The organism is Vreelandella sp. V005 (assembly GCF_052645115.1).
The window spans coordinates 190,103-207,191 of the sequence record NZ_JBQXYA010000003.1; the positions used below are offsets into that span (position 1 = coordinate 190,103).

Consider the following 17,089-nt stretch of genomic DNA (forward strand, 5'->3'; position numbering starts at 1 on the left):
GGGCCATAACGCGAATGCACCACTCTGACGTTCGACTAGACCACTTTCAAAACGCACCATAAGGGTGCGCTTTTTACCTTATGCTTTCGTCTAAACGCCTGGCGATGGCGGGCTTCACGCGAGAAGGAGGCGTTGATATGGATCGCCAGCAGGTCTTGCACCAATTTTTGCAACTTTATGCACTCCAACCGGAGCGGCTAAGTAAGCAGGTGCGAATCGAGCAAGCGCTGCGCCAAGCCATTACCCAGCAGTGGCCGAGCGGGCTGCGCTTGCCCTCGCATCGCGTGTTGGCCGAGGCGATCAACGTCGCCCGTCAAACCCTCGCCCTTGCCATCGGTACGCTGCTGGAAGAGCAACTGCTGAAAACAGCCCACGGCCAAGGCACCTGGACCAGCAGACCGGTTACCCCTTACTCACCCTTGCCCGGCAACGCCGAGCTCTCATCCCGCGCCCAGCGGGTGCTGGATGGCCCTGGTGCCAGCATGATTCAAAGCGGCGCGTTCGTGCCCGGCATTCCTGATATCGCCCAGTTCCCGATGCGTAAGTGGCGCCAGCTCTACTCAAGCGTAACGGTGCCGCAAAATGCCCTGCTGCTCTCTTACTCCACTGGCGGCTACGGCCCGCTAAAGCGCGCCATTCGCGATTTTCTAGCGCGCTGGCGTAACCTTGATTGTGATATTGAGCAGATCATCATTACCGACGGCACCCATAATGGCATTGAGCTGTGTGCCATGGCGCTGGCGGACGTGGGTGACACCATTGCCATGGAATCGCCCTGCTACTGGGGGGCGCGCAACGTATTTGCCGCGGCTGGTTTGAACATTGAAGCAGTGCCGTGGCTGCCAGAGCAGGGGCACAACCTTCCGCCTATTGCTGCCCCGGTGAAGCTGGCCTACCTAACCGGCTCACATCACTACCCACTCAGCGTGCCCACCAGCGCCACCGATAAGCAGCGCTTATGCGATGCCTTATCACCCGCTTATATTGTCGAGGATGATTATGAGTTCAATCGCGACGACCACCCTAACCTGCTCTTTTCGCCCCAATCAGAGCGTCACTTGCTGGTAGGATCGTTTTCCAAGATGATGTTTCCGGGGCTGCGGCTGGGTTATTTAGTGGTTCCACGCCACTTGGCGGCGCCGATGAACCGCCTGCGCAGCGAGCTTTTCCGCGAAGGGCGTATGCTGGATCAAGCCGTACTGGCCCAGTTTATTTTTGATGGCGACCTGGATGCTTGGTGCCGGCGCATCCAGCGCGACTATTTAGGGCGTCAGCAGGTACTGCATGACCAGCTGCGCTCGCTGCCGCAAGTACGCAGCGTTTCACCGCCCAGCAGCGCGATCAGCCTTTGCGTTGAGTTTGCGCCGGGCATCAACGATGTGGGAATAGCCCAATCACTGCTGAAAGAGCACCTAATCGTGCGCCCTTTAAGCCCGGTTTGCGCGCCAATCGATCCGAGGGTCGGTTTGGTGATGGGCGTCGGCATGCTGTCAGGGGAAACGCTAGTACGTGAAGCACAGCGCTTGCGTCGCAGCCTGGAAGCACTACTGCGCTAGGCGTTACTGATAGCTCATTGATGGTGAACAAAGTGCTTTTCAACACCTTATCCACAAGCTTTGAATAGCTTATTCACAAGAGCATATCCACAAGGACATTTATGCGCTGCGCTGTTGATCGTTTTACCGTTGTCTCTTCAAATGCGTTCGCTCGCCTACGCCTTTGGGCATCACTGGCTTTTGTGCTGCTGCTCTCTGGCTGCGCCACTTTCGCCCCCAACCCACCCCAAGATCAAACCAATGTCTGTGAGATATTCCGCGAGCAGCCCAGTTGGTACGACTACGCCCAGGAGTCCGAGCAGAAATGGGGCACGCCGATTGCGACTCAGATGTCGTTTATTCAGCAAGAGTCCTCGTTTCGTAGCCATATCCGTCCGGATCGTAAATACTACCTGGGCTTTATTCCCGGCCCACGCCCTTCATCAGCCAAGGGGTATGCCCAAGCACAGGACCCGGTATGGGGCGAATATGAAGACCAAGCGGGTAGCCTATTTGCACGGCGAACGCATATGAAGCATGCCACCGACTTTATTGGTTGGTACAACCGCCTTTCCCAACAGCAGGCGGGAATATCGCTGAGTAACCCTGAACACCTTTATTACGCGTATCATGAAGGGGCCGGTGGCTATCAACGCGGCACGTATCGGGGCAAACCGCAGGTTTTGAGGGCGGGTCGAGAAGTGGCGGCGCGCGCTAATCGTTACCAAGCCCAACTCAACAGCTGTGAAGCAGAGTTTCAGTGCCGCAAGTTTTACCAGGTTTGGCCATTTTGCCGTAGTTAAGGGATAAACGATGTCACTATGGATGGGTGTGGCGCTGGTCAGCGTGGTGTTTTTCACCTCGATGCTTTCCGGCGTATTTGGGATGGCGGGCGGCTTGGTGCTGCTGTGGTTTCTGCTGTTGGTATTTCCTGCGGGCACGGCGATGGCTGTGCATGGCGTGATACAGCTCACGGCCAATGGGTCGCGCGCTTGGCTCTCGCGGGGCTATATCGTCTGGCGCATCGTCGCTTTCATGGCGCTGGGCGTGTTGAGCGCCGCTGGCCTGCTATTACTGTTCAACTACAGCCCCAATGCCGCCAGCGTCTCGCTACTGATTGGCCTGCTGCCAATACTGGTGTGGCTGCCCAAGCGCTGGTTTCATCTCAATGCCAATCGCGCCAGTCATGCATTTTGCTGCGGCATTGCATCAGGCGGGTTAACCATTGCCGCTGGGGTTTCCGGGCCACTCATCGATATTTTCTTTGTGCGCTCACGCATGGATCGCCGCCAAGTGGTGGCCACCAAGGCGATGATTCAAGTGGTGGCTCATAGCATTAAAATCATCTTCTACCTGGGTGCTGCCATGGCACTTAGCGCGGGCGAATGGGGTATCGTATTGCTAGCCGCCCCGTTTGCCATGCTCGGCACGCAAGCGGGGAACCGCATTTTACACCGCCTCACCGATGCCAACTTCCGCACCTGGACCCGCTGGATCGTGACCGGCATTGGCGTTTTCTACTTTGCACAAGGGATATTCCTGCTCACCCGCTAGCGTTGAGGGCGATAAAAGCGGGCTTGCTGTTGATGCCTATACTGACCATAGCCATCAACGGAGGTCGCTATGGATTATCATCACTATCGCAAAGCCCTGACTGAAACACTTGCCCAGAGTGAAGTGCCCTTTCCGGCTGCCGAATACCAAGCGCGCCTGGACAAGGTGCGTCAGGCGATGTCGGCACAGAGCCTGGATGCATTGCTGCTCACCGATCCTGCGGATATTAACTACCTCACTGGCTACCACACCTTTGAAGTCTCAGTTCATGCCTGTTTGGTCTGCACGCAAGAGCGGTTAGTGCTGCAAGTTGCCTCCATTGAAACCGGTGCGGCGGTGGTCACCGCTCGGGTCGATGAGATTATCGGCTACCGCTGGGAAAACCTGGATGAAATCATCACCCCGCTGGCGGATCTGCTTACCCCTTGTCAGCACATCGGTATAGACGGCTGGAGCAGCGGGCTGCGCTTTGGGGTAATCGATGCGCTCATGCAGGCCATTGGTCGCGAACGCTTCAGCGAAGCAGGCGCGCTAGTCGACGCCATTCGAATTGTGAAAAGCCCTGCTGAACTAGAGATGCTGCAAGAGAGTGCCCGTATCACGGCACTCGGTTTAGAGACGGCGATTCAGAGCATTAAACCAGGCATGACTGACAACGATATTGCGGCTATCGGCGCTAAAGCGCTGCTGGAAAACGGCAGCGAGTTCATGAGCCTGCAGCCGATCGTGACCAGCGGACACCGCATTGGTGTGATACACGTCAATCATAAGCGGCGCGTGATTCAGCCTAACGAACCTGTGTTCTTGGAGTTTGGCGCCGCGTATCAGCGCTACACAGCCCCCATGATGCGTACCGCGGTGACCGGCACTCCCAACGCTGCCCTCTCAGCCACCCGCGACCTTTGCCGTTCTATATTCGAGGCGCTTTGCGACGCCATGCGGCCCGGCAATAGTTTCGATGCCGCCGCCCAGGCGGCTGATGCTTTACTCGCCCCGCAGCGCGACCAGTATTTTTTCTCCGGCGTGTTTGGCTACGCCGTGGGCGCGCAGTTTCCGCCTAGCTGGGTGGAGGGCACTGGCTTTATCGCCAAAGGTCAGTCGCACACCTTTGAAGCGAATATGGTCTTTCATTTACCGCTCTGCCTTCGTGTGCCCGGCCAGTGGGGCGTCGGCATCAGCGATACCGTGGTGGTGACCAAGCAGGGAGCCAAGCCGCTGACTAGTAACGACTGGCAGCTGTTTGAGGCGCACGGCTAACATTAAGCTCGCAGCCCCGATAGCCACAGCATTGACAGGCCTATAGAGGAGCGCTATTGTCGCTAAAGATGCAAATGAGAAACACTCTCTTTATTTTAACGTATAGGTGATGGCCTCTATACCCATCGACAGTCACCAGGTGAGGGACAAGTGGGATGACGAGCGAGCAGCGGCAACTTCGCCAAACAGTCATGTTTTTACGCACCTCGTTTGAAGCGGTGCAGCACTCCATTGCTGGTCGCCTGGAAGACCCGCTGCCCTGCTGGCTGGATACCAGTATGCTCTCCCTGCTATCGCGGGAGCTAACCCGCTGCTGCCAGCAGTCCAAGCCGCTGTTTGCCCTGCCCGTTACCGAACAGCTCTATCTCGCTTCGCAGCAGTGCGACCTGCTGCTAAAGCAGTGCCCCGGGGTGCTGAACAGCGCCGTTTGCTATCGCCAGTTAGGTGCCATTATGTTGCCGCTTTCAAGCGCCATCGGCCAAATCGATACGCCTGCTAAGCGCCGCTGGCCTTGGATGAAGCTGTAATAAACAACCCAAGCTGACCCTAACCCCGCCTATTTGATTGTCGGGGTTTTGTTTTGCCCATCACGTCCCCATCTACAAGGGCATAGCATCGTCGTTGGCGCTTACTAGTAAACTGGTCTATTCTGTTTGCCACGATGATACCCACTGCTTCAAAAGGAGTTTTACTCTATGGCGTATGAAACGCTGTTTACCCCAACCCAGTTGGGCAGCCTATCAATTCCTAACCGCGTCATCATGGCGCCGCTGACCCGTGCGCGTACGCCTGACAGCGTGCCAGGCCAAATACAGGAAGCCTATTATGGGCAGCGCGCTGGCGCTGGGCTGATCATCAGCGAAGCCACCAACATCTCCCCCACTGCGCGTGGCTACGTGTATACGCCGGGCATCTGGACTGACGAGCAGGAAGCGGGCTGGAAAGGCGTGGTTGATGCTGTGCACGCCAAAGGCGGTCGCATGGCGCTACAGCTGTGGCATGTTGGGCGCGTTTCCCACGAAATGGTTCAACCGGACGGCCAACAACCCGTTGCCCCTAGCGCGTTAAAAGGCGAAGGCGCGCAGTGTTTCGTCGAGTTTGAAGACGGCACCGCTGGTCAGCACCCCACCAGCACACCGCGCGCGCTGGAAACCGATGAAATTCCCGGTATCGTCAAGGACTATCGCCAAGCGGCCGAACGCGCCAAGCGCGCGGGATTCGATATGGTCGAAGTCCACGCGGCGAACGCTTACCTGCTTAACCAGTTCCTGGCGACTGGCACCAACAAGCGTACCGACCAGTATGGCGGCTCGCTGGAAAATCGTGCCCGCTTCCCGCTGGAAGTGGTTGATGCGGTGATTGACGTTTACGGTGCTGACCGGGTCGGCATCCGCATGACGCCATTTATCGAGCTATTTGGGTTGACCGATGATGAGCCGGAAGCGATGGCGTTCTACATGGCCGATCAGCTTTCCAAGCGTGGGCTGGCCTACCTACACCTGAACGAGCCCAACTGGGCCGGCGGCGATATCACTTTCCCTGCAGGTTTCCGTGAACAGATGCGCGAACGCTTTAGCGGCAGCCTGATCTACTGCGGCAACTACGACGCCGAGCGCGCCGAGGCCCGCATTAGCGAAAACACCACTGACGCCGTTGCGTTTGGTCGCCCCTATATCGCCAACCCTGACTTACCCGAGCGTTTCCGCGTTAGCGCGCCACTCACCGAGCCAAACCACGAAACGTTCTACGGCGGTGACGAAAAAGGCTATACCGACTACCCATTTATGAATAACGGTTATGATCGTACGAGCTAAACAGCATACGTTTGGCTGACAGCTGAATTATTTTGGCTAAAAAGCATCACTTCGGTGATGCTTTTTTAATACTTAATAGTGAGTTAGCATCAATAGATTGCTGATTATTTCGTTTTAAAAAAAGACGATGGATGCTAAATTAAATTTTGGTGCTAGTGGCCCCCATATTATTAGTAGGTCCTACCGCCAGCACCGGTGTCCGTTTTCGGCCTGATGGCTAATAGTATGCCTTACTAGCTCTGGGTGTTACTTGCGTTAACCATTAACCCACTATTCATCGGTTAATTAGCGTTTAATTACTCATTAAAACAACAAAGGGTTTTTGAGAATATGGATCGTACGACCACCATCATATTACTCTCCTTCGTATCGCTGGTATTGGGTGCTCTCGCGATAGCAATATTTATTTATGTCATTGTTCCCTGGCGTCGACGACGGCGTGCAGCGAAAGAGGCCGCCGCTAACTCAGTCACTTTTCAAACTGAAAGCCCGCCGGAGCAACCTGAATCCACCACACCCGCGAAGCGCAATAGCGGTATAAAGCAGCACTCTCTTTTTATTATTTTCGATCAGCCTAGTGAGCGTTCGGATGAGCGCCTGACCGAATGGTTGCGAGAAAAAGGTGCCCGTTATGACTCAATCAAAAAGATATTTTTGATTGACGGGCAGCAACCCGCCAACCCAATTACCATTACCAACGCCTTTCCACCCGGCGAAATGCCTGACCTACTCCGTGGTGAAACACATGCCCCCCTTAAAGGCATTAGCCTGTTAGTAAAGCCGCCGCTGCACAAGCGACGCAATCAGCAAATGTACGTCTACGTAGAACTCGCCAAGGAAATGCAGACGCACTTTAGCGGTGCCATGCTTAATGCGGAGCGCGAACCCACTACCGATGACACCTTTGAGCGCATTATTGGCTAGCGGCCCTTTTCTGGTTACACGACCCCCTGGCTGCGCAGGTAATCATCGTAGCTGCCGCTGAAATCGACAATGCCTTCCGGCTGCATATCGATAATGCGCGTGGCGAGTGACGAGACGAACTCACGGTCGTGGCTCACAAACAGCAGCGTACCGGGGTAGTTTTCCAGCGCTAGGTTCAACGCCTCAATCGACTCCATATCCAGGTGGTTGGTCGGTTCATCCATCAACATCACGTTAGGCTGAGTAAGGATTAACTTACCAAACAGCATACGCCCCTGCTCACCACCGGAAATCACCTTCACCGATTTACCAATATCGTCGCTGGAAAACAGCATCCGCCCCAGAGCGCCGCGAACCACCTGTTCGCCGCCTTGCGTCCAGGCCGACATCCACTCAAACAGCGTCGCATCGACGGCAAAATCATGGCTGTGATCCTGAGCAAAAACGCCCACCTCTGCAGCTTCGGTCCACTTCACTTCACCCGCGTCCGGGTGTAGCTCGCCTGCCAAGGTTTTCAGCAGCGTGGTTTTACCGATGCCATTGGGGCCGATAATCGCAATGCGTTCACCGGCTTCTACAGTCATGGAAAGACGTTCGAACAGCGGCTTCTCGCCGTCATAGCTTTTAGTGATGCCGTCCACGTTGACGGCATTACGGTGAATCTTCTTAGCCTGATCAAAACGGATAAAGGGGCTTACGCGGCTGGAAGGTTTGATATCTTCCAGCTTGATTTTATCGATCTGACGTGCCCGTGAGGTCGCCTGCTTGGCCTTCGAGGCGTTGGCTGAGAAGCGGCTAACGAACTGCTGCAGCTCGGCAATCTGCGCCTTTTTCTTGGCGTTATCAGAGTGCTGGCGCTCACGAACCGCGGTGGCGGCGGTCATGTAGTCATCGTAATTGCCGGGAAATAGGGTGATTTCACCGTAATCCAGATCCGCCATATGCGTACAGACGCTGTTCAGAAAATGGCGGTCGTGAGAGATGATGATCATGGTGCTGCTGCGCGCTTTAAGAATATCTTCCAGCCAGCGGATGGTGTTGATATCCAGGTGGTTGGTGGGCTCATCCAGCAGCAGTACATCGGGGTCTGAGAACAGCGCCTGGGCCAGCAGTACGCGCAGCTTCCAACCGGGGGAGACTTCGCTCATCGGCCCGGTGTGCTGCTCAATGGGAATGCCTAAACCCAGCAACAGCTCACCCGCACGGGACTCGGCCGTATAACCGTCCAGCTCCGCAAAGCGCACTTCCAGGTCAGCAACGGCCATGCCGTCCTCTTCGCTCATCTCTGCCAACGAGTAGATACGCTCGCGCTCGGCGGCGACCGACCACAGTTCGACATTGCCCATGATAACAGTGTCGATCACCCGCTCATCTTCAAACGCAAACTGATCCTGGCGCAACTTACCCAACCGCGTGCTGCTATCCAGCATCACCTGGCCGGATGAAGGCTCCAAATCGCCACCAAGAATTTTCATGAAGGTGGATTTGCCGCAGCCGTTCGCGCCAATCAGGCCGTAGCGATTGCCGTTATTGAATTTAACGGAGACATTTTCAAACAGGGGCTTAGCCCCAAACTGCATGGTGATATTGGCGGTTGCGATCACAAAAAGAGCCCGGTTAGCATGTCATTGACAGTAATAGAAAGGCTCGCGATTCTACGCGCTATTGGACGGGTATTCACCCATCAGACTTTCGTCATATCAGGCGATTGCCGGGATATCGATTAGAAAGCGTTGATCATCAAGCGCTTGGCGTAAACGAGTTGCCAGAATATCGACGCTAATCGGATGTTCACCCACCAGCTTGGTCGTGGTCACACAAAGCCCTGGATGCTGCTGTTCAGCCGCTGCGCATATTTCAGCGATATCGCCATCCTCGCCCGCATGACGGCCTGGCGAAAGAAACAACATGGCCAGAATAACCGGGCCTGCATTGAACTCAGGTAACGTCAGCAAATTTTCCAACAGTGGCTCGTTAAAACGATACTCATCGCCATCACGGCGCTCCATGGAGGCAGCGGCAACACACGCTACTTCGTCGGCTAGCAACACGCTAAGCTGCCCCGCTAAGCGGTTACGTACGGCGGTGACGTCCGGGATTGGGCTGCCGTGATCCACCAGTGCCACATGCGGCTTAGCACCAGATCGAAGCTTCTCGCGCACGTTGTCGGCCAGCAGGTGGGCTAAACGCAGGTCATTATCACCCAACTCATCCACCAAGGGCTGGGCTACCCGCACCTTCACATGGGGAAAACGCGCTTGCAACGTGGCCATACGTTCAGGCAGGTAGCCGGTCAGGGCCTTACTGGGGCCGAAAAAGAACGGCAGCACGATAATTTCCGTTGCCCCTTGTTCGGCACTGCGTTCAGCGGCAGGACCAAGCGTAGTGGCAGGAATACCATCGACCTCTTCCACAGGGATCTTATTGGAGTGCAGCAGCGAAGCCGCCTGGACGGTTTCGCCTATCAACTCGCTAAGCGAAGCGGCCACGCGGCGTAAATTAAGCGTTGCCTGGGGGCGTAGCGAGCCGTTATCGACCAGAAAAATTGCACGCATGATTGTCTTCGCCCGTTGTGGTGGTGAGAGTGAGCCAATAAGTGATCATGGCTGACATGATAAGATAGCTGTTTTCAAAAATGGGCTGTTCGCTATGCTATTTGACGACGCTATGTTGCTTGATAACCATGCTTGATACCACTGCGCTTAATCAGCAAAGAAATTTCTTCGATGGTCATGAGGCTATTTGGCTATTTGGCTACGGTTCACTGATCTGGAAGGCAGACTTTGCCTATCTAGAGCGTCGCCCGGCGTTTATACACGGCTGGGAACGGCGATTTTGGCAAGGCTCCCACGACCATCGCGGTACGCTTGAATCGCCAGGACGTGTCGTAACCTTGATTCCCGCGGAGGGAGCAGTGTGCCATGGCATGGCCTACCGGATTACGTCGGAAGTACTAGCTCCGCTAGATGTTCGAGAGAAAAACGGCTATCTACGGGAGAAGGTGCCCCTGACGTTTACCGATGGCTGCAGCGAAACGCCTGAACAGAGCGAAGGGCTTATATATCTCGCCAGCGAAGATAACCCGGCCTTTCTGGGTGAGGCGCCGCTGGCCGAAATAGCGTTACAAATCGCTAATGCGCACGGTCCCAGCGGCCCCAATAAAGAGTACCTAATCAACCTAGCGGCTGCTCTACGCGAACTAGACGCAGAGGATGCCCATATCTTCGCGCTGGAGGAGCAACTCAGCCGCGTTTGATATTACCAGTACCGGGGATAACGACGATGCCGGGCAAGGTTATTGACCAGTATGGCGATGACCAGCATGACCACACTCCCGGCCCCTATCGGTAAAAGCGGGTACCACCAGCCTAACTGGTGAACGCTGGCCCCGCCCCCTACCGCAATCAGAGCTGCCGCGGCTCCCGGCGGGTGAACCGTGTGGGTCAGTTGCATGACCAGTATCGACAGTGACACGGCCAATGACATTGAGAGAGGCGTCGCCCCCAGTAATTGATAGCAAGCAACGCCAAGACCCGCCGATAAAACGCTGCCGAACAGCACATGGCTTGGCTGGGCAAAGGGACTTTCCGGCGCCGCATAAATCAACACCGACGTTGCGCCAAAGGAGCCGACAATGAGCAGTTGCTGCGACAGCCACGCCGCGCTGAGCCAGCAAATGACCGCCATCCCGGTGAAAGCACCCACCCATGACCAAAAAGCATCTTGCCAGCCTACTCGGGCACGCTTAACTGGCTGCCCCCGCATCTTGCCAAGATAAGTTTTCATGACACTCGCTTTGCACAAAATGAGTGCAAATGATGCCAAAATGCACCAAATAAGCAAATGACAATCCATCATGCCTTGGATGAAACTAACTCAAGGGCAACGCGATTGATCATCATTAGCGCTATGGGGTGTTAACTAAGATGAGAAACAAGGGCATTGTTTTATGACATTTTTTATAAACAATACCCAGGCCTGTTCTTCATGCTACATAGAGGGATCAAACAGCTTAACTTCGCATATATTGATCTGCTCCCAGACACGCTCAGTCATATAAATTTCTTGCGCCAGCCAAGCCTCTAAATCTTCTCGAGAGGCAAATCTGAAATGTGCATTTGAACCGATCATTTTACCTTCTTCGTTCAGCACTACCCCACCACTTACGAAATTACCCGACCGATACAGACTACGGAGTCCTTCCAGGTGCGGCCCGCGACAAGCCAAACGGCGATCCAAGGCACCTTCATCGGTGTAATCGTAGGCAACCAACGCATATTGCTTCATTTAATACACCTCTCAGTGTGTCTACATCATCAACCACGAAAGAATAAACAACCCCAATAAGGTACGAAATATACCCCCTATCAGCGAGCCGCGCAGAAATGCACGTACGCCGCCAAACAGAATTAATAGGCCAACGACCAGCACGGCAATGCTAAAAAAAGAATCATTGATTCCCAGAGAACGGGTTAGGCCATCGATAAAATCACCAAAGGCACCAAAGAAATTGGTGAAAATACCTAACAGAAACTCCACCACCACGCGGATGGCTTCGCCGATAGTTTCGCCGATTTCGTCAAAAAAGCCGTTTGCCTGCATCGCGTTTGATTGCATTGATCATACCTAGGGCTGAGAAGGAATAAGCAGCATTGTCGGTTAAATGCAGTGGCTGAGCAAAGCAGAACGCACGCCCCTCCTCTGGCCGCTGAATTTTTCGCACCCTTTATATCAAGCGACTAGTATAAAAGGCACCAAACGATCGTTTAAATAATCACCATTATCGACGCCACGCCTCAGGTGTTCCTCATGACTCATCACTATCCCCTTGCCGACCGGCTCCAAGCCAGCACGCACCGAGTAGAGAACCAGCCTCCGCCGCTGGAGAACTATAATAGCTACACCACTGATCGCGCGCTGCAAGAGGGTGTCAAACGCGAAAGCGAGGCGAATGACGATAGTGCGCTCAAAACCTTTGGCCAGTGGGCAGGGTCTGCCCAGGCGATTGCCTTGGGTTTTGAAGCCAATCGCCACCCACCGCAGTTGTTAACCCATGACCGGCAAGGCCACCGGGTCGATTTGATCGAGTTTCATCCCGCCTACCATCAGCTTATGCAATCGGCGGTTGAGCACGGTTTGCACGCCAGTCCCTGGCAAAATCCTCAGGCCGGTGCCCACGTTGCCCGAGCCGCCCGCTACTTTCTCCAAACACAGGTGGAAGCAGCGCATGGCTGCCCGATTACCATGACCTTTGCCGCTCTGCCTGCGCTTCGCCACCAGCCCAATCTGCTCAAAGAATGGGGAGATAAGATTACCGCCCCGCATTATGACCCGCGCAACGTGCCCTATTTCGAGAAACAGGGCGTCACTGTTGGTATGGCCATGACTGAAAAACAAGGCGGCTCCGATGTGCGCCTTAACACCACTCGCGCCTACCCGATTGATCAAGGCGGGCCGGGCGAGGCCTACGAGCTGGTAGGGCATAAATGGTTTGTCTCGGCGCCGATGTGCGACGCTTTTCTGGTACTCGCTCAGGCGCCCGGCGGCTTGAGCTGTTTTCTACTGCCACGCTGGCGACCCGATGGCAGCAAGAATCCGCTCCATATACAGCAGCTAAAACGCAAAATGGGCAATGTGGCGAATGCCTCCAGCGAAACGGAACTGCGCGGCGCCTTTGCCTGGATGGTGGGCGAAGAAGGCCGCGGCGTGCGTACCATCATTGAGATGGTCGCCATGACTCGCTACGACTGCATGATTGGTTCAGCCGCTGGAATGCGCCAGGCCACCGCTCAAGCGATTCATCACGCGACCCATCGCCAGGCGTTTGGGGCGCGCCTAAGCGAACAGCCGCTGATGCAGAACGTGCTCGCCGATCTTGCCATCGAGAGCGAAGCCGCCACCACCCTGATGCTGCGCATGGCCCGCGCCATGGATCATCAAGACGATGAGCACGAGCGCCTGCTGTCGCGAATCGCCACCCCGGTGGGCAAGTACTGGATCTGCAAGCGCACGCCCCACCACGCTTACGAGGCAATGGAAGTGATTGGTGGTAGCGGCGTCATGGAGACCCATATAATGGCGCGCCTGTTCCGAGAATCGCCCATCAACGCCATCTGGGAAGGCAGTGGCAATGTGCAGTGTCTAGATATCCTGCGCGCGATTGAAAAGCAGCCCGAGGTGCTCGATGCCTTCTTTGCCGAAATTGCCCTTTCAAAGGGCGCTAATGAACATCTTGACCGCTTTATTGGCCAATTAAAGCGTGAGATGCAGGATAATCAAGCGCTCCAGTACCGCGCCCGCCAACTAGCGGATGGCATGGCCATCGCGTTACAGGGCGCCCTGCTGGTGCAGCACGCCCCTTCTTATGTGGCCGATGCATTCTGCGCTGGCCGGCTGACTGATCGCAGTGGCCTCAATACAGGCACGCTACCTACTGGACTCGATTGCGCGGCGATTATTGAGCGTGCCCGACCCGTGGAATAAACGCCTTGGAGTGAGCCGCGTAGAATAAGCATTCGCGACCTTGGTCGGATTTCATGCTAAAACTAATCACGTTAAAACTGTTCGCGTTAAAATTGCTAGTCTTAAAATAAGAAGCAGCAAAGTAGTAGCGGGAGAGCTTGGCGCATCTCACAAGGATGACGCCAGCGCCGAAGGAGCAACTGCCCCGGAAACTCTCAGGCAACCGGACCGCTATTACCCTCACTTTCCGAAGAGCGGCTGATGACTGCGTCACTCAGCCCACCGAAGGAGCAAGCGCGCCCAACGGGCACGTGAATCTCTCAGGTTCCATGACGGAAGGGGTACGCCCAGCAGCAGCTACGCCGTTAGGCGGGTATCCCCGACGCTCATACAATCTGGAGAAACTCATGCAACGCATTGCCGTTATCGGTGGCGGTATCACCGGCATTACCAGCGCTTACGCCCTGGCCAAACGTGGCTATCACGTCACCGTGTTTGAAAAGCATCGTTACGCCGCCATGGAAACCTCGTTCGCCAACGGCGGTCAGCTCTCGGCCTCGAATGCCGAGGTATGGAACCACTGGCCCACCGTGATCAAAGGCCTGCGCTGGATGCTCAGAAACGACGCCCCGCTGCTGGTCAATCCCCGCCCGAGCTGGCACAAACTTAGTTGGTTTGGCGAATTTATCGCCTCGATCCCCCGCTACTCTGCCAACACCACCGAGACCGCGCGGCTGGCCATTGCAGCACGCGAGCATCTGTTTCAGTGGGCGCAGGAAGAGCAAATCGATTTTGATTTAAAGCAGAAAGGCATTCTGCATATTTACCGCGATAAAGCGGGGTATGACCACGCCGCCAAGGTCTCCAGACTGCTCAGCAAAGGAGGCCTAGAACGCCGCGCGGTAACGCCTGACGAAATGCGTACCATCGAGCCGACGCTAGCAGGCAACTACTACGGCGGCTTCTTTACTGAAAGCGACGCCACCGGGGATATCCATAAGTTTACCCACGGCTTGGCGCAAGCCGCCGAGCGCCGCGGCGTAACGCTTAAGTATGGCCACAGCGTGCAGGATCTCGGCGCGGACGAACAACACGCCTGGATCACCGCCACCATTGAAGGCGAGGCTGACGCTGAACCGGTGCGGGAAACGTTCGATAGCGTGGTGGTCTGCGCCGGGGTGGGCAGTCGCGCCCTGGCTGCCAAGCTGGGTGATCGAGTCAATATCTACCCGGTCAAAGGCTACTCGATTACCGTGCAGCTTGATGACGCTGCCTCTCAGCAGGCAGCGCCTACCGTGAGCCTACTCGATGATGAAACCAAACTGGTGACCAGCCGCCTGGGCAATGAACGCTTTCGCATCGCGGGTACCGCCGAATTCAACGGCTTCAATCGCGATATCCGCGACAACCGCATCCGCCCGCTAATCCGCTGGGTGGAAGAGTGTTTCCCCGGCGTTAGCACCCGCCGCGTAGTGCCCTGGGCGGGCCTACGCCCGATGCTTCCCAACATGCTGCCTAAGGTCGGCCCCGGCAAATTACCCACGGTGTTCTATAACACCGGCCACGGCCATCTGGGCTGGACACTCTCTGCGATTACCGCCGATATGCTGGCGGATGCGGTGGAGGATAAAAACAGCACTCAGCAAGCCACCCAGCCGCGGCCCCTGTAGCCTCCAATCCACACCTTAACGGCAGCCAGTGATAGCCCCACCGAGCTAGTCACCATGAAAAATCGCTGGCGCCGACAGTTGGGATAGGGTTCCAATGGTTATTATAAATATGGTCTATTAATAAAGGTCCAATACCTTTCTAACAACCAAGGAAGTTTCACTATGCCTAGCGTACTTATTACAGGAGCTACTTCGGGGTTTGGTAAAGCGGCGGCACAGCGCTTCGCCAAAGCAGGCTGGTCATTGATTCTTACCGGACGCCGCAAGGAGCGATTAGAGGCGCTGGAAAAAGAGTTGAGCCAGCAGGTACCCGTACTCACCTTGGCGCTGGACGTCCGCGATAGCGACGCCGTCACTGACAGTATTAGCAACCTGCCGGAAAAATTCCTGCCGCTGACCTGCCTCATTAACAATGCCGGTTTGGCGTTAGCGCCGGAGCCCGCGCAAAAGGTGGCGCTGCAGGATTGGCACACCATGATCGATACCAATATCACCGGGTTAGTTAACGTCACCCACGCAGCATTACCGCTGTTACTCAAAAACAGCGAAGGCGCGAGCATTCTTAATCTCGGCTCAGTCGCGGGCCAGTGGCCCTATCCGGGCGGGCATGTGTATGGGGCGTCAAAAGCGTTTGTTCAGCAGTTTAGCTATAACTTGCGCTGCGACCTACTGGGAACAGGCGTGCGCGTGACGGACCTAGCCCCTGGCATGGCGGAAACCGAGTTTACGCTGGTGAGAACCAAGGGGAATCAGACCGCGTCAGACGCACTGTATAGAGGTACAACGCCGCTCCAAGCGGAAGATATTGCAGAGCAGCTTTACTACCTAGCCACCTTGCCACCCCATATCAATATCAATCGCTTGGAAATTATGTCGGTACGTCAAGCATGGTCAGCCTTCGCCATTGATCGCGACCCTGCTTAAGCCTGCTTCGCAGAGGACAACAAACCGCCTGAGGATACTCGGTCACGCCCTTTATCTTTCGCAAAGTACAGGGCGTTATCGGCGCGTTTCATAACACTTTTGAGCGACTCTTGCGGATGCACCTCGACCACACCAAAACTTGCGGTAACGCTGCCTTGAATGGGAAAAACAGCGTGCTTAATGGTACTGCGGATTTTATCGGCTAGCCTTACCGCTTGCTCAAGCGAAGTTTCAGGGGCTAATAACATAAACTCCTCACCGCCCCAGCGCGCGCAGCAGTCTGCTTTACGCAAGTTACGCTTAAGCAGGTGGGTAAGTTCTATCAACACTTGATCACCGACGTCGTGACCATAGTTATCGTTTATATCTTTAAAATAATCCAGGTCAAGCATGATTAAGGAAAGCGGACGTGAGTAGCGATCGTGGCGATTTAGCTCGCTTTTCAGCACGGTATCGAACTGCGATCGGTTAACCAGCCCGGTCAGCATATCGGTCGTCGCCAAGCGCTCGAGCTGAGCCTCTTTTTCCATTTGTTCCGTAACATCACGCTGAGTTAACACCAGCGTACACTGCCCGTTGTGGCATGCCCCCATGGCCGTAATCCGCCACTCGATATGGCGACGCTTGCCGTCATTATGGCGGGATACTTCACCACCACTAATGCCTTCAAAGGTACCGTCGGAGCTGTCTTTTAGCGGATGGAGTGCTTCATGCAACTGAGCAAAAATCTGGCGGTTAGCGGCCTCCTGTTGAACGATAACAGGCGGAGAGCCCAACCACGACTCGCGGCTGCCACCCCATAAACGCTGATAATCAGTATTAACATCAACGATGTGGATCTCTGGCGAGCCTTCCTGCACGCTCAGAATCGCCACTGCGTGGCCAGGCCGCTCGCCATCTGCGTCCGACCGTGGACGCGCATAGTGCTGGTACATTCTATTTCCTCATC

General features: G+C 55.4%; 17 protein-coding genes and 1 riboswitch. Of the genes, 11 read left to right on the forward strand and 6 right to left on the reverse strand.

From position 1 onward, the window contains the following. The first annotated feature begins 137 nt into the window (after positions 1-137). The 7 genes from ACUN8H_RS09490 (at position 138) to ACUN8H_RS09520 (ending at position 7,084) form a co-directional block, all read left to right on the forward strand. Positions 138-1,556, forward strand: coding sequence for an aminotransferase-like domain-containing protein (locus tag ACUN8H_RS09490; protein ID WP_445532176.1), 1,419 nt, complete (start codon positions 138-140; stop codon positions 1,554-1,556). A gap of 101 nt (positions 1,557-1,657) precedes the next feature. Further along, complete coding sequence (locus tag ACUN8H_RS09495) at positions 1,658-2,338, forward strand: transglycosylase SLT domain-containing protein (RefSeq protein ID WP_445531897.1); 681 nt, start codon at positions 1,658-1,660, stop codon at positions 2,336-2,338. Between the two features lie 10 nt (positions 2,339-2,348). Then, positions 2,349-3,089 carry a TSUP family transporter gene (locus ACUN8H_RS09500; protein ID WP_445531898.1) on the forward strand — a complete coding sequence of 247 codons (741 nt, stop codon included), beginning with the start codon at positions 2,349-2,351 and terminating at the stop codon, positions 3,087-3,089. 69 nt (positions 3,090-3,158) lie between these two features. Next, positions 3,159-4,346, forward strand: a complete 1,188-nt coding sequence (locus ACUN8H_RS09505) for a M24 family metallopeptidase (RefSeq protein WP_445531899.1) — start codon at positions 3,159-3,161, stop codon at positions 4,344-4,346. 155 nt (positions 4,347-4,501) lie between these two features. After that, complete coding sequence (locus tag ACUN8H_RS09510; protein WP_445531900.1) at positions 4,502-4,873, forward strand: hypothetical protein; 372 nt, start codon at positions 4,502-4,504, stop codon at positions 4,871-4,873. Positions 4,874-5,041: 168 nt separating this feature from the next. Continuing rightward, the gene (locus ACUN8H_RS09515; protein WP_445531901.1) at positions 5,042-6,160 is read left to right on the forward strand and encodes an alkene reductase; all 1,119 of its coding nucleotides are present in this window, start codon (positions 5,042-5,044) and stop codon (positions 6,158-6,160) included. A gap of 330 nt (positions 6,161-6,490) precedes the next feature. Next, a complete protein-coding gene (locus tag ACUN8H_RS09520) occupies positions 6,491-7,084 on the forward strand; it encodes a cell division protein ZipA C-terminal FtsZ-binding domain-containing protein (protein ID WP_445531902.1) in 594 nt (197 codons plus the stop codon). A 14-nt stretch (positions 7,085-7,098) separates the two neighbouring features. On the opposite strand, the gene ACUN8H_RS09525 is transcribed toward ACUN8H_RS09520, so the two are convergent. Next, positions 7,099-8,688 carry an ABC-F family ATPase gene (locus ACUN8H_RS09525; RefSeq protein WP_445531903.1) on the reverse strand — a complete coding sequence of 530 codons (1,590 nt, stop codon included), beginning with the start codon at positions 8,686-8,688 and terminating at the stop codon, positions 7,099-7,101. 96 nt (positions 8,689-8,784) lie between these two features. Then, entirely contained in the window at positions 8,785-9,639 is an 855-nt protein-coding gene (locus ACUN8H_RS09530) for a sirohydrochlorin chelatase (protein ID WP_445531904.1), read from the reverse strand. Positions 9,640-9,767: 128 nt separating this feature from the next. On the opposite strand from ACUN8H_RS09530, the gene ACUN8H_RS09535 reads away from it, so the two are divergent. After that, positions 9,768-10,340, forward strand: a complete 573-nt coding sequence (locus tag ACUN8H_RS09535) for a gamma-glutamylcyclotransferase (protein ID WP_445531905.1) — start codon at positions 9,768-9,770, stop codon at positions 10,338-10,340. 2 nt (positions 10,341-10,342) lie between these two features. Here ACUN8H_RS09535 and ACUN8H_RS09540 read toward each other — a convergent pair whose 3' ends face one another. The 3 genes from ACUN8H_RS09540 to ACUN8H_RS09550 form a co-directional block, all read right to left on the reverse strand. Next, the gene (locus ACUN8H_RS09540) at positions 10,343-10,870 is read right to left on the reverse strand and encodes an HPP family protein (RefSeq protein ID WP_445531906.1); all 528 of its coding nucleotides are present in this window, start codon (positions 10,868-10,870) and stop codon (positions 10,343-10,345) included. Positions 10,871-11,074: 204 nt separating this feature from the next. Continuing rightward, entirely contained in the window at positions 11,075-11,371 is a 297-nt protein-coding gene (locus ACUN8H_RS09545) for a YciI family protein (RefSeq protein WP_445531907.1), read from the reverse strand. Positions 11,372-11,392: 21 nt separating this feature from the next. Then, entirely contained in the window at positions 11,393-11,686 is a 294-nt protein-coding gene (locus tag ACUN8H_RS09550) for a hypothetical protein (RefSeq protein WP_008959277.1), read from the reverse strand. Positions 11,687-11,893: 207 nt separating this feature from the next. Here ACUN8H_RS09550 and ACUN8H_RS09555 point away from each other — a divergent pair, with 207 nt between their 5' ends. From ACUN8H_RS09555 to ACUN8H_RS09565, 3 genes are all read left to right on the forward strand, one after another. After that, positions 11,894-13,567 carry an isovaleryl-CoA dehydrogenase gene (locus ACUN8H_RS09555; protein ID WP_445531908.1) on the forward strand — a complete coding sequence of 558 codons (1,674 nt, stop codon included), beginning with the start codon at positions 11,894-11,896 and terminating at the stop codon, positions 13,565-13,567. Positions 13,568-13,685: 118 nt separating this feature from the next. Beyond that, positions 13,686-13,787, forward strand: a riboswitch (glycine riboswitch). A 166-nt stretch (positions 13,788-13,953) separates the two neighbouring features. Then, entirely contained in the window at positions 13,954-15,216 is a 1,263-nt protein-coding gene (locus ACUN8H_RS09560; RefSeq protein WP_445531909.1) for a D-amino acid dehydrogenase, read from the forward strand. A gap of 162 nt (positions 15,217-15,378) precedes the next feature. Next, positions 15,379-16,140: an SDR family NAD(P)-dependent oxidoreductase gene (locus ACUN8H_RS09565; RefSeq protein ID WP_445531910.1), complete on the forward strand. Its 762-nt coding sequence runs from the start codon at positions 15,379-15,381 to the stop codon at positions 16,138-16,140. Here the strand turns inward: ACUN8H_RS09565 and ACUN8H_RS09570 are convergent. Further along, entirely contained in the window at positions 16,137-17,075 is a 939-nt protein-coding gene (locus ACUN8H_RS09570; RefSeq protein ID WP_445531911.1) for a diguanylate cyclase, read from the reverse strand. The two genes, ACUN8H_RS09565 and ACUN8H_RS09570, sit on opposite strands and share 4 nt — an antisense overlap. Between the last annotated feature and the right edge of the window lie 14 nt (positions 17,076-17,089).

Coding starts and splice junctions, on each gene's coding strand:
- ACUN8H_RS09490 (WP_445532176.1), top strand. CDS start 138: ATGGATCGCCAGCAGGTCTTGCACCAATTTTTGCAACTTTATGCACTC.
- ACUN8H_RS09495 (WP_445531897.1), top strand. CDS start 1,658: ATGCGCTGCGCTGTTGATCGTTTTACCGTTGTCTCTTCAAATGCGTTC.
- ACUN8H_RS09500 (WP_445531898.1), top strand. CDS start 2,349: ATGTCACTATGGATGGGTGTGGCGCTGGTCAGCGTGGTGTTTTTCACC.
- ACUN8H_RS09505 (WP_445531899.1), top strand. CDS start 3,159: ATGGATTATCATCACTATCGCAAAGCCCTGACTGAAACACTTGCCCAG.
- ACUN8H_RS09510 (WP_445531900.1), top strand. CDS start 4,502: ATGACGAGCGAGCAGCGGCAACTTCGCCAAACAGTCATGTTTTTACGC.
- ACUN8H_RS09515 (WP_445531901.1), top strand. CDS start 5,042: ATGGCGTATGAAACGCTGTTTACCCCAACCCAGTTGGGCAGCCTATCA.
- ACUN8H_RS09520 (WP_445531902.1), top strand. CDS start 6,491: ATGGATCGTACGACCACCATCATATTACTCTCCTTCGTATCGCTGGTA.
- ACUN8H_RS09530 (WP_445531904.1), bottom strand. CDS start 9,639: ATGCGTGCAATTTTTCTGGTCGATAACGGCTCGCTACGCCCCCAGGCA.
- ACUN8H_RS09535 (WP_445531905.1), top strand. CDS start 9,768: ATGCTTGATACCACTGCGCTTAATCAGCAAAGAAATTTCTTCGATGGT.
- ACUN8H_RS09540 (WP_445531906.1), bottom strand. CDS start 10,870: ATGAAAACTTATCTTGGCAAGATGCGGGGGCAGCCAGTTAAGCGTGCC.
- ACUN8H_RS09545 (WP_445531907.1), bottom strand. CDS start 11,371: ATGAAGCAATATGCGTTGGTTGCCTACGATTACACCGATGAAGGTGCC.
- ACUN8H_RS09550 (WP_008959277.1), bottom strand. CDS start 11,686: ATGCAGGCAAACGGCTTTTTTGACGAAATCGGCGAAACTATCGGCGAA.
- ACUN8H_RS09555 (WP_445531908.1), top strand. CDS start 11,894: ATGACTCATCACTATCCCCTTGCCGACCGGCTCCAAGCCAGCACGCAC.
- ACUN8H_RS09560 (WP_445531909.1), top strand. CDS start 13,954: ATGCAACGCATTGCCGTTATCGGTGGCGGTATCACCGGCATTACCAGC.
- ACUN8H_RS09565 (WP_445531910.1), top strand. CDS start 15,379: ATGCCTAGCGTACTTATTACAGGAGCTACTTCGGGGTTTGGTAAAGCG.
- ACUN8H_RS09570 (WP_445531911.1), bottom strand. CDS start 17,075: ATGTACCAGCACTATGCGCGTCCACGGTCGGACGCAGATGGCGAGCGG.